This window comes from Streptomyces sp. Isolate_45, from assembly GCF_024721315.2.
Lineage (GTDB): Bacteria > Actinomycetota > Actinomycetes > Streptomycetales > Streptomycetaceae > Streptomyces.
On the sequence record NZ_JANFAK020000025.1, the window covers coordinates 40,508 to 52,271 of the forward strand.

General features: G+C 71.5%; 9 protein-coding genes and 1 pseudogene. All 10 read right to left on the reverse strand.

The window, feature by feature from the left end; all coding sequences use genetic code 11:
• Positions 1–16: 16 nt before the first annotated feature.
• Positions 17–415: a cytidine deaminase gene (locus NOD94_RS11200; protein ID WP_281205669.1), complete on the reverse strand. Its 399-nt coding sequence runs from the start codon at positions 413–415 to the stop codon at positions 17–19.
• Positions 412–1,677 carry an ABC transporter permease gene (locus NOD94_RS11205; protein ID WP_281205670.1) on the reverse strand — a complete coding sequence of 422 codons (1,266 nt, stop codon included), beginning with the start codon at positions 1,675–1,677 and terminating at the stop codon, positions 412–414. Before NOD94_RS11205 ends, NOD94_RS11200 begins: the two co-directional genes overlap by 4 nt.
• Positions 1,674–2,789, reverse strand: a complete 1,116-nt coding sequence (locus NOD94_RS11210) for an ABC transporter permease (protein ID WP_281205671.1) — start codon at positions 2,787–2,789, stop codon at positions 1,674–1,676. Before NOD94_RS11210 ends, NOD94_RS11205 begins: the two co-directional genes overlap by 4 nt.
• Positions 2,786–4,420 (reverse strand): ABC transporter ATP-binding protein, encoded by a 1,635-nt coding sequence (locus NOD94_RS11215; RefSeq protein ID WP_281205699.1) that lies wholly within the window; start codon positions 4,418–4,420, stop codon positions 2,786–2,788. The genes NOD94_RS11210 and NOD94_RS11215 overlap by 4 nt, the downstream gene beginning before the upstream one ends.
• A gap of 294 nt (positions 4,421–4,714) precedes the next feature.
• A complete protein-coding gene (locus NOD94_RS11220; protein ID WP_281205672.1) occupies positions 4,715–5,779 on the reverse strand; it encodes a BMP family ABC transporter substrate-binding protein in 1,065 nt (354 codons plus the stop codon).
• A 322-nt stretch (positions 5,780–6,101) separates the two neighbouring features.
• On the reverse strand, positions 6,102–7,370 hold the full coding sequence (locus NOD94_RS11225; RefSeq protein ID WP_281205700.1) for an amidohydrolase: 1,269 nt from the start codon (positions 7,368–7,370) through the stop codon (positions 6,102–6,104).
• Positions 7,371–7,510: 140 nt separating this feature from the next.
• A complete protein-coding gene (locus NOD94_RS11230; RefSeq protein ID WP_281205673.1) occupies positions 7,511–8,659 on the reverse strand; it encodes a hypothetical protein in 1,149 nt (382 codons plus the stop codon).
• A 38-nt stretch (positions 8,660–8,697) separates the two neighbouring features.
• A complete protein-coding gene (locus tag NOD94_RS11235; RefSeq protein WP_281205701.1) occupies positions 8,698–9,609 on the reverse strand; it encodes an N-acetylneuraminate synthase family protein in 912 nt (303 codons plus the stop codon).
• Positions 9,610–10,002: 393 nt separating this feature from the next.
• Positions 10,003–10,371 (reverse strand): annotated as a pseudogene (locus tag NOD94_RS11240) (NTP transferase domain-containing protein); the annotation flags it as partial.
• Positions 10,368–11,756, reverse strand: coding sequence for a DUF6716 putative glycosyltransferase (locus NOD94_RS11245; RefSeq protein WP_281205674.1), 1,389 nt, complete (start codon positions 11,754–11,756; stop codon positions 10,368–10,370). The gene NOD94_RS11245 and the pseudogene NOD94_RS11240, both read right to left, overlap by 4 nt.
• Positions 11,757–11,764 lie beyond the last annotated feature (8 nt).

Consider the following 11,764-nt stretch of genomic DNA (forward strand, 5'->3'; position numbering starts at 1 on the left):
AGGGCCGTCGGCGCGGCTATCTCAGGTGGTCGGGCCCGAAGGCCTGCGGGAGCATCGCGCTCAGCGGCAGGATCCCGTCCGGCGTCTCGACGAGCAGCTCCGGCCCGCCGAACTCGAACAGCAGCTGGCGGCAGCGCCCGCACGGGACGAGGATCTCGCCCTTGCCGTCCACGCACGTGAAGTGCGTGAGCCGGCCGCCGCCCGTGGCCTGGAGGGAGGAGACCAGACCGCACTCGGCGCACAGGCCGAGGCCGTAGCTGGCGTTCTCGACGTTGCAGCCGGTCACGACGCGGCCGTCGTCCACCAGGGCCGCGACGCCGACCGGGAAGCCGGAGTAGGGGGCGTACGCCCGGGTCATCGCGTCCCGGGCGTACGTCCGCAGGGCTTCCCAGTCCGCCGCCTGGGGCGGGGTCACTTGCCCTGACCCTTGCGGTACGGCATGCCGTCCGCCTTGGGCATGCGCAGGCGCTGCGCCGACAGGACGAGCACGAAGAGCGTCGTCAGGTACGGGGCGGCGTCCACGAACTGGCTGGGCACGGAGTCCGTGAAGGCGTACCAGAGGTACAGCAGCACGGCGAAGGCGCCCGAGATGCCGGCCTGGACGTACTTCTTCTTGTACAGCTGCCAGGCGAGGAGGAGCGTGAGCAGGATCGCGACCAGCAGCAGCATGGCGTGGACGTTCTCCGCGCCGCCGCGCAGCTTGAGGCTGTCGGTGAAGCCGAAGAGGCCCGCGCCCAGCGCCATGCCGCCCGGCATCCAGTTACCGAAGATCATCGCGGCGAGACCGATGTAGCCGCGGCCGCCGGTCTGCCCCTCCTGGTAGATGGGGCTGGCGACGATCGACAGGAACGCGCCGCCGAGTCCGGCGAGGCCGCCCGAGACGATCACGGCGATGTACTTGTACTTGTAGACGTTGACGCCGAGCGACTCGGCGGCGACGGGGTTCTCACCGCAGGAACGCAGCCGCAGGCCGAAGGTGGTGCGCCACAGCACCCACCAGGTGCCGGGGATCAGCAGCAGGGCGACGACGGTCAGCAGCGACAGCTCGGTGACCAGGCCGCCGATGACGCCGGCGAGGTCGGAGACGAAGAACCAGTGCTTGCCCTGGAGGTCCTTCATCCAGTCGGACAGCCCCGGCACCGTGATCTTGTAGATCTCCTCGACGCGCGGCGACTGCTTGGAGGAGCCGCCCTCCGCCTCGGCGAACGTGAAGTTCGACAGGTACTGGGTGAAGCCCAGCGCGAGGATGTTGATGGCCACACCGGAGACGATGTGGTTCACGTTGAAGGTGACCGTGATGATCGCGTGCAGCAGGCCGCCGATGGCACCGCCGGCGATGCCGACGAGGACGCCGGTCCACGGGCCCCACTGGTAGCCGGCCCAGGCACCGAACCAGGTGCCGAGGATCATCATGCCTTCGAGGCCGATGTTGACGACGCCCGCGCGCTCGGCCCACAGGCCACCGAGGCCGGCGAGGCCGATCGGGACCGCGAGGGAGAGGGCGCCGGAGACCTGGCCGACCGAGGTCAGGTCGTCGGCCCCGCTGATCAGGCGGACCAGGGAGACCAGCGCGAGCCCGCCCGCGATGATCAGCATGATCCAGGGGAGGGTGAGCTTCTTGCGGCCGCCCGGCTTCTTCGGGGCGGCGGATTTCGCGGAAACGGTGCTGGTGCTCACGCCGCGACCTCCTTGTCGGTCTTGATGGCGTGGCCCGCGGCCAGTTCCGCGCCGACCTTCTGCTGCTGGCGGCGGATTCCGTAGCGGCGGACGAGTTCGTACGAGACCACGACCGCGATCACGATCAGGCCCTTCATGATCGTGCCGATCTCCTTCGCGTACCCCTCGGTGTCGAGCGAGGCCGAGGCCTTGTCGATGAAGGCCATCAGGAACGCGGCGAAGAGGATGCCGACCGGGCTGTTGCGGCCGAGCAGCGCGATGGTGATGCCGGTGAAGCCGACGCCCACCGGGAAGGACAGGTTGTACGTGTGGGTCTCGCCCAGCAGCTGCGGCATGCCGGACAGGCCCGCGACCGCGCCCGAGATGAGCATCGAGGTGATGATCATCTTCTTGGCGTCGACACCGGACGCCTGGGCGGCGGACTCGCTGGCGCCGGTGGCGCGCAGGTCGAAGCCGAAGCGGGTGCGGTTGAGGACGAACCAGTAGACGATGCCGAGCGCGAAGGCCACGAACGTGAAGCCGTAGACCTCCAGGCCGTCGCCGATCGTCAGGGCCGGGAACCAGCCGGACTGGGCGATGTCGCCGGTCGTCAGGTCGTTGGAGCCCTCGGGCTGGACGCCCAGGTTCGTCGGCAGGATCAGCCAGGCGATGAGGCTGGTCGCGATGGCGTTCAGCATGATCGTCGAGACGACCTCGCTGACGCCGCGCTTGGCCTTCAGCACGCCCGCGATGCCGGCCCAGAACGCACCGGTGAGCATGGCGACGACCACGATCAGCAGGATGTGCAGCGGACCGGGCAGCGCGACGGCGGTGCCGACCACGGCGGAGACCATCGCGGCGAGGCGGTACTGCCCGTCGACGCCGATGTTGAAGAGGTTCATCCGGAAGCCGATGGCCACGGCCAGGGCTGCCAGGTAGTACGTACCGGCCTGGTTCAGGATCAGGACCTGGACGTCCTCGTAGCCGGCGTTCTCCACCATGAGGCGCAGCGGCTCGATCGGGTCGATGCCCGTCGCGGCCAGCACGATCACGGTCAGCAGGAAGGCGCTCACCAGGGCGAGCACGGGCCCGGCGAAGCCGAGGAGCAGCCGGTCCTTGTCGAATTTCTTCATCGGGCCTCGTCCTCCGGTGCAGCGGTACCCGCGTCGGTACCGGCGGCGGAGTGGTTGTCGGTGGCTTCCAGGTGCCCGGAGGCGGCGCCCGTCATGGCGGTGCCGAGCTCTTCGGGGGTGACGGTAGCGGGGTCGGCGTCCGCGACCAGGCGGCCGCGGTAGATCACGCGCAGGGTGTCGGACAGGCCGATCAGCTCGTCCAGGTCCGCGGAGATCAGCAGGACGGCCAGGCCCTCGCGGCGGGCCTCGCGGATCGCGTCCCAGATCTGCGCCTGCGCACCGACGTCCACGCCACGGGTGGGGTGGGCGGCGATGAGGAACTTCGGGTTGTGGCTCATCTCGCGGCCGACGATCAGCTTCTGCTGGTTGCCGCCGGAGAGCGAGGACGCGGTGACGTCGATGCCGGGGGTGCGGACGTCGTACTCGCGCACGATCCGCTCGGTGTCCTTGCGGGCGGCCTTCGGGTCGAGGATGCCGTTCTTCGAGTTCGGCGCCTCGGTGACGTGGCCCAGGATGCGGTTCTCCCACAGCGGGGACTCCAGCAGCAGGCCGTGCCGGTGGCGGTCCTCGGGGATGTAGCCGATCCCGCCCACGCGGCGCTTGCGCACCGTCTCCTTGGTGATGTCCCGGCCGTCCAGCGTGATCACGCCGGAGTCGGCGGCGCTCATGCCCATGAGCGACTCGATGAGCTCGGTCTGACCGTTGCCCTCGACGCCGGCGATCCCGAGGATCTCGCCCTTGTGGATGGTGAAGCTGATGTCGTCCAGCAGGAGGCGTCCCACCGCGACGTGCTCGCGCAGGGAGGAGTCCTCCGGGTCCGCGCCCGCCATGGTCTCCGGCTCGGCGGTGACGACGTCGCCGGCGGCGACGGTCAGGTTCGACACCGTCAGCATCGGGGTGGTCGTCACGGTCGACTCGCGGGTCTCCGGCGAGGGCAGTTCCGCGCCGACCATCAGCTCGGCGAGCTGCTTGGTGGTGGCGGTCTTCGGGTCGGCGGTGCCGACCGTGGTGCCGCGCCGGATGACGGTGATGTCGTCGGCGACCTTCTTGACCTCGCCCAGCTTGTGCGAGATGAAGATGACCGTCAGGCCTTCGGACTTGAGCTCGCGCAGGTTGTCGAAGAGGGCGTCCACCTCCTGCGGCACGAGCACGGCGGTCGGCTCGTCGAGGATGAGGATCCGCGCGCCGCGGTAGAGGACCTTGAGGATCTCCACGCGCTGCCGGTCCGCGACACCGAGGTCCTCGACCAGGGCGTCGGGGCGCACGCCGAGACCGTAGGCCTTCGAGATCTCCAGGATCTTCTTGCGGGCCTTGGATCCGATGCCGTAGAGCTTCTCGCCGCCGAGAACCACGTTCTCCAGGACGGTGAGGTTGTCGGCGAGCATGAAGTGCTGGTGCACCATGCCGATGCCCCGGGCGATGGCGTCGCCGGGACTGGAGAAGGTGACCTGTTCCCCGTCGATCGCGATGGTTCCCTCGTCCGGCTTCTGCATGCCGTAGAGGATCTTCATCAGCGTCGACTTGCCGGCGCCGTTCTCGCCGATCAGGGCATGGACCGTGCCCTTGCGAACGGTGATCGCGATGTCTTTGTTGGCGACGACGCCGGGGAAACGCTTGGTGATGCCGTGCAGTTCTACGGCGGGGGGCGGGCTGGACGCGTTGATGACGCACTCTCCTTGGCGCGGAAGGAGCTGGAGGCAGGGGGGGACAGGGCGGTCGATCGGCCGGGCGGGTGGGCGGGAGCTGGACGGTATCGCGTCCCCGATGCCTCTACGCGCGTAGCACTGTCGAAAGTGAAAACTTGCGACCAACTGGCCACGAGTGAACACGGAACGTGTCCGACGAGGTGCGGGGCCCGGGAGCGGCGAAGACCGCTTCCCGAACCCCGAGTACCACAACGAACTGTCGAACTGTCAGACGGAACCCTACGGGGTGGTCTTGACGGTGATCTTCTTGGCGATGATGTCGGCCTTGGCCTTGTCCACCGCGCCGATGACCTCGGTCATCTTCTTGTACTCCGGGTTGGAGTCGGCCAGGCCGACGCCGTCCTTGTCCAGGCCGTAGCGGATCTCACCGGTGGTCGGCTTGCCGTCCTTGACCGACTTGATCAGGTCGTAGACGGAGTCGGAGACGTCCTTCGTGACCGAGGTCAGGATGGCGTTCTTGTACTTCGACAGACCGGCCTGGTTGTACTGGTCGGAGTCGACGCCGATGGCCCACTTGCCCTTGGCCGAAGCGGCCTCGATGGCACCGGAGCCGGCGAGGCCCGCGGCCGCGTAGACCACGTCGGCGCCGCCGTCGATCTGGCCCTGCGCGGCGGCCTTGCCCAGGTCGGGCTTGGCGAAGCCGTCGAAGTTCGGCGGCTGGGTCAGGTAGGTGCTGAGCACCTTGGCGTTCGGGTTGGTGTCCTTGACGCCCTGCTCGAAGCCCGCCTGGAACTTCTTGATCAGCGGAACCTCGACGCCGCCGATGAAGCCGACCGTGCCGGTCTTCGAGACCTTGGCGGCGGCGACGCCGGCCAGGTAGGAGCCCTGCTCCTCGTTGAAGACCAGGTTGGCGACGTTCTTGTCCTGCACCGAGGTGTCGTCGATGATGCCGAACGTGGTGTTCGGGAACTTCGGGGCGACCTTCTTGATGGCCGGACCGTAGGCGAAACCGACGCCGATGACCGGGTTGTTGCCCTTGCGGGCCAGCTCGGTGAGGCGCTGGACCTTGTCGGCCTCGCCCTCACCGTCCGTGGGCTCCGCCTCGGCGCCCTTGACCTTCAGTTCCTTCTCGGCCTTTTCGAGGCCCGCGTAGGCGGCGTCGTTGAACGACTGGTCGCCGCGGCCACCGATGTCGTACGCGATGGCGGCACTGGCCTCGGGGGAGCCGGAGCTCGACGAGGACGAGGTGCTGTCCGAGGACTTCTTACCGCCACAGGCGGTGGCCGAGAGGGCCAGCGCCGCGGACGCGATGCCCACGGTGGCGATCCTGGTGATCCGGCGCAAGGGGAGGCTCCTTCAAAACCTGACCGAAGCGCCACGACCGGCGCTGGTTTCGCGGCGATCGTAACGCGCGTAGATGTCAGTTAAAGGCCCGTTCATGAGTCGTTATCGGATCGTCGCGAACCGGACAGTGACCGATCGGTAACTGTGTCGTGGTCCAGCCCTTGCGTACCAAGGGCTGGACACCTCCACCGGATCTCCGGCCGATGTTGTAGAGACCTCCGCCGGTCGTCCGGTTCGACGGCGCCGGCGGGTCGATCGACGGCACTGTCGACGGGACTTTCGACGACCGTTTCGACCCTCCGTTTCGACCAACAGCTCCCGACTAGCGGTTCGCGCCCGCTGTCGCGCCCGCGCTCGCCCCCGCGCGCAGGCCGTCGAGCAGGACGGCGGCGGTGAAGAACTCCACGCCGACGCCGATCGCGGACTCGTCCACGTCGAAGTCGCCCCGGTGCAGGTCCCGCTTGGTGGTGTCACCGGGCTTGCGGGTGCCGAGGCGGGCCATCGCGCCGGGGACGTGCTCCAGGTACCAGGAGAAGTCCTCGCCGCCCAGGCTCTGCTCGGTGTCCTCGACCGCGTCGGCGCCGCGGCGGACCGCCATGGCCTCGCGCAGCAACTCGGTGACCGCCGGGTCGTTCACCACCGGCGGCACCCCGCGGACGTGGTTGATCTCGAACTTGGCCCCGTGCATGGTCGCGACCTCGTCGATCGCCGCGTGGATCATGTCGGGGGCCTCGTGCCAGGCGCCCAGGTCCAGGCAGCGAACGGTTCCGGACAGTTCGGCGTGCATCGGGATGACGTTGCAGGCGTGCCCGGCCTCGATCCGGCCCCAGGTGACCGACATCCCCGAGCGGGCGTCCATCCGGCGGGTGAGCAGCGCCGGGACGTCGACGGCCACGCGGGCGGCGGCGGTCACCAGGTCGGTGGTGAGGTGGGGGCGCGCGGTGTGGCCGCCGGCGCCGGAGAGGCTGACCTCCAGGCGGTCGCAGGCCGAGGTGATCGGGCCGGGGCGGAGCCCGATCCGGCCCGCGTCGACGCGGGGGTCGCAGTGCACCGCGATGATCTTGCCGACGCCGTCCAGCACGCCGGACTCGATGGCGTCGCTCGCCCCGCCCGGCAGCACCTCCTCGGCGGGCTGGAAGAGCAGGCGTACGGGCCGGGGCAGCAGACCCTGCCGGTCGAGCTCGGCGAGCACCAGGCCTGCGCCGAGGACGACGGCGGTGTGGACGTCGTGGCCGCAGGCGTGCGCGCGGTCGGGGAAGGTGGAGCGGTACGCGACGTGCGTCTTGGCGTCGGGAATGGGCAGGGCGTCGATGTCCGCGCGCAGGGCAAGCATGGGCCGTACGCCGTCCCATGTCCCCACGTCACAGATCAGGCCGGTGCCGGACTTCAGCACGCGGGGGCGCAGGCCGGCCTTCTCCAGCCGGGCCTTGATCGCGGCCGTGGTGCGGAACTCCTGGTGTCCTAGCTCGGGATGCATGTGCAAGTCCCGTCGGAAGGCGATCAGTTCGGCACGCAGGTGGTCCGGAAGCTTGCCGGGCAGCTCGGGCCGGTCGGGCGTGCCGGGCAGGGCGGTCTGGGACTCGCGGGACATCAACTGGTTCACCCGTTGAAGGGTAGGCCCACGAACGGGCCAACTGGCTGGAGATCACAAAAAGTTCATGCCGTCAGGGGAAAGAATCCCCGCCTCTGGACGCATGATCGGATGCAGGCGGGGGTAAACTCGCGCGCTCATCAGGCCGCGGGGGCGGCCTGTGCGGGCAGTCTGCGCACATCGCGGGCGGTGTCGGTGACCCCGGCGAGGAAGCCCCGGGCCCTCGGCGAGGCGGCCTCGGTGAGCCAGGCCGGCTCGACGGTGCGGACGGCGACGGTCACCCCGGTACCGGCCAGGGCGTACGGCAGCGTGTGGACGACGGTGGACGGAAAGCTGACGACGGTCCGGCCGATCGGACCCCGACGGGCGATCAGCTCCAGCGGCAGGTCGGGCCGTACGATCTCCAGCCCGGCCGCCTCGCTCAGCGCGCGCAGCTTCTCCGGGGACTCCCGGCGGTGCGCGAAGTAGCGGGTCACGCCGTGCTCGCGGGTCAGGGCGCACACCGCCTCCAGGTAGCGGTCCGGGTCCACCACGCCGGTCTCCACCAAGGAGGTGCCGACCAGATCGGTGCCCCTGGTCAGGCGCGGCGGCCCGAACCGGGAGCGGGTCCACGCGAAGTCGTTGACCCGCAGCTCCATGCCGGGGAGGGGCTCGACGGGCATCGACGTGAACACCTCCACCCGGCGGCGCGCCCCCGGGGTCAGCCGGCGGCGGGCCGTGCCGGACACCGGCGCGTACACGAGCTCGCGTGCTCGGGCCGCTGGTCCGCCGCCGGTTCGGTGCCAGCGGCGCAGCCGTTCGCCCCGCCCGAGCTGGGCGACGAACTCCATGGTGGCGGTGCCGTCGTCCACGACGACGAGTTCGGTGGCGCGGGCCGGGGCCAGGAGGAGTTGCACGAAGCGGGAGAACGGGTCGCCGACGACGATCCGCTCGGCGCCGCGCACGGCGACGGCGAGCGAGGCCAGGGCCTTCAGGGGGGCGCCGGAGCCGCCGCGGGCCTCCTGCCAGTGGACCTCGTACCCCTCGTCGCGGGCGAGGGAGGCGACCCGGCGCAGTTGGCCCCGGGACATCGGGTCGGTGGGCGGCAGCACCACGATCCGTGGCGGGGAGCCGGCCGGGGTCGGGCCGGGGCGGCGGTCGCGCTGGGGCGGTACGCCGTCGAGCAGCGGGGCGGCGCCGGTGGGGGCCGCGCCCGCGGGGGCGGCGTCGTGGGCGTACGCCCACTCCAGCACGTTCAGGAGCTGGACGGGACTCTCGACGAAAGCCAGGGTGGAGGCGGAGGGGGACACCACGTACTCCTCGTCAGGGTGCGGGGCCGGAGCGGAGGTCAGACGGCTGCCGGGACCGGGGCCTGGACGCGGCGCAGCTTCTTCATCGGGCCGAGTTCGGAGTCGTAGACGCGCTTGATCCCGTCGCCGAGGGCGGTCTCGATGGTGCGGATGTCGCGGACGAGGCGGGTGAGGCCGCCCGGTTCGACGGAGGCGGCCTGGTCGGAGCCCCACATGGCGCGGTCGAGGGTGATGTGCCGCTCGACGAAGCCGGCGCCGAGGGCGACGGCGGCCAGGGTCGTCTGGAGGCCGGTCTCGTGGCCGGAGTAGCCGATGGGGACGTTCGGGTACTCGTCCTGGAGGGTGTTGATGACCCGCAGGTTGAGCTCCTCGGCCTTGGCCGGGTAGGTGGAAGTGGCGTGGCAGAGCAGGATGTTGGCGCTGCCCAGCACCTCGACGGCGTGCCGGATCTGCTTCGGGGTGGACATGCCGGTGGACAGCACGACGGTGCGGCCGGTGGCGCGCAGGGTGCGCAGCAGTTCGTCGTCGGTGAGGCAGGCGGAGGCCACCTTGTGGGCGGGGACGTCGAACTTCTCCAGGAAGGCGACGGCCTCGGTGTCCCAGGGGGAGGCGAACCAGTCGATGCCGCGCTTGGCGCAGTGCGCGTCGATGGCGAGGTACTCGGCCTCGCCGAACTCGACGCGGTGGCGGTAGTCGATGTACGTCATCCGGCCCCAGGGGGTGTCGCGTTCGATGTCCCACTGGTCGCGCGGGGTGCAGATCTCCGGGGTGCGCTTCTGGAACTTGACGGCGTCGCAGCCGGCTTCGGCGGCGGCGTCGACGAGGGCGAGGGCCGTGCCGAGGTCGCCGTTGTGGTTGATGCCGATCTCGCCGACGACGTAGACGGGCCGGCCGGGGCCGGCGGTGCGCGAACCGAAGGCGCGGAGGCGGGAGTCGGGGGTGACGGTCATGGCGGGGGATGCCCTTCGTTCGGTGCGCGGGGTCCCGGCGGGCGCCGGGGGTTCGGGAAGCTCGGCCGCAGCCGTGGGGGTGGTGTCGAAGAGGGGGGCGAGGAGGCGGGCGCGGGCGAGGTCGTGGGGGTCGTCGATCTCCAGGACCCGCGCCGGGTCGGCGCCGACGGGGAGGGTCCGCCCGAAGAAGCGGTGCCCGGCGGCGCGGAAGCCGGGTACGGACATGGCGTAGGCGGCGCCGGTCTCCAGGAGTTCCGCGGGGCGGTCCTGGCGGCGGGGCCGGTGCGCGGCCGCGTGGTTGACCCCCGTACCGGAACCGTCGGGTCCGCGGCGCCACAGGAACCCGTGGAACGGGGCCGCGGTCAGGGCCGAGTCGGCCGCCCCGGACGCGACGGCGGCGGCCACGGACTCGACGTCCGAGGGCGTCAGGAAGGGGCTGGTGCACTGGACCAGGACGACCACGTGCACGGTCGCGGCGCGGGCCCCCTCGAAGGCGTCGAGGGCGTGCAGGACGGCGGCCTCGCTGCTCGCGGTGTCCCCGGAGATCCCGGCCGGGCGGCGGATCACCCGGGCCCCGGCGGCGCGGGCGGCGTCGGCGACCGCGTCGGAGTCGGTGGAGACGGCGACGTCGGTGACGGTGGGCGCGGCCAGGCAGGCGCGGACGGCGCGGGCGACGAGCGGTACGCCGCCGACCGGGGCGGTGTTCTTCCCCGGCACGCCCTTGGAGCCGCCCCGGGCCGGGATCACCGCGAGGACCCTCACAGCTCCCCCAGCCGGCGGATGACGGGGGCCACGCGCTGGACTCCGTGCCGGTAGGCCCCGCGGGCGCCCTCGCGCAGTCGGGCGCGGAGCCAGCGGCGCGGCCCGGACCCGGCGGGCGCCTGTCGGGCGGCCCCGGGGAGCGGGGTCCCGTCGATGTCGAGGTGGTGGCGGGCCAGGATGCCGGGGAGGTACCCGGGGGCGGTGGCGGCGGTGTAGTAGGGGGCGACGGCGGGAAGCCGGTCGCGGGACAGCAGCTCGGCGAGACGGGCCCGGGCGGCGGCGTGGGCGTCGGGTGCCCCGTCCGGTGCCGGGGTGGGGTCCGGTGGGCGGGCCGTGACGCCCTGGGCGGCGAGCCAGTGCGGGTCTGCCCGGGGGAGCAGGCCCTCGTCGAGGCGGTCCCACGAGGTCAGGCAGCCGGAGCCGAGGAAGTGGTGGTTGCCGAGCGCCTCGCGGATGCCGAGGTCGGTCAGGACGGCGGTCGGGATGCCGCGGTGCAGGGATTCCAGGGCGGCGGTGGAGGACACCGTGACCAGCAGGTCGGCGCCGTCCAGGACCTCGCCCATGTTCCCGTACACCGGGCGGCAGTTGGCCGGCAGCCCGCCGGGGAGCCGGTCGGCGAGGCGCTGGTAGGGGTGTTCCTCCAGGTGCGTGGTGTGCTCCCCCGGCCTGCTGCGCAGCTTGATCAGCACCTCGCGGCCCGGATGGAGCCGGGCGTGTCCGGCGGCCCGCCGCAGGAGGTAGGTCCGGTCGGCGCGGCTCTCGGGAACGGAGGGCTGCACCGCGAAGACGACGGTGTGGGCGCGGCTGCCCGCGGGGGCGTACGGGGCCCCGCCGAGGAAGGGCAGGACGGTCTCGGTGACGGCGTCCGGGTCGGCGCCGACGCCCTCGTACACGGCGCGGAAACGGTCCGCGTCGTGGCGGGAGTTGGCGAGGACGAGGTCGGCGCCGTGCCGCAGCAGCAGTCCGTCGGCGAGCTTCTCGTAGACGACGCCGACGTACCCGGTGACGAGGACGGGGCGGGCGGCCGGGCCCGGCCACAGGGCGCGGACCCCGTGCAGGACGGCCTGGACGGCGCCGCCGACGAGGGCGAGGACGACCACGTCGAACCGTTCGCGCCCGAGGACGTCGAGGAACTCCGCGCAGGTCACCTCCGTCGGCAGGCCGTCGGTCGCGACCCCGACCTCGCCGAGCTGGCGCGGCGTGGGGGTGGCCCGGCCGCGCAACAGGTAGCCGGTGACCCGGCGTTGTTCCGGGTCGGGGGCGAGACGGCGGGCCGTGAGCGCGCCCCATTTCCATCGCGTGTCGGAATCGGCGATGACGGCGATGCGGAGATCGGCTCGGCTGCTGCTGAGTGGCACTGGCACCCGGCAGAAGCTATTCCGCATTTCCGGTG

Excerpts from the sequence above, each read along its gene's own strand:
- NOD94_RS11225 (WP_281205700.1), bottom strand. The coding sequence starts at position 7,370 with ATGTCCCGCGAGTCCCAGACCGCCCTGCCCGGCACGCCCGACCGGCCC.
- NOD94_RS11245 (WP_281205674.1), bottom strand. The coding sequence starts at position 11,756 with ATGCGGAATAGCTTCTGCCGGGTGCCAGTGCCACTCAGCAGCAGCCGA.
- NOD94_RS11210 (WP_281205671.1), bottom strand. The coding sequence starts at position 2,789 with ATGAAGAAATTCGACAAGGACCGGCTGCTCCTCGGCTTCGCCGGGCCC.
- NOD94_RS11235 (WP_281205701.1), bottom strand. The coding sequence starts at position 9,609 with ATGACCGTCACCCCCGACTCCCGCCTCCGCGCCTTCGGTTCGCGCACC.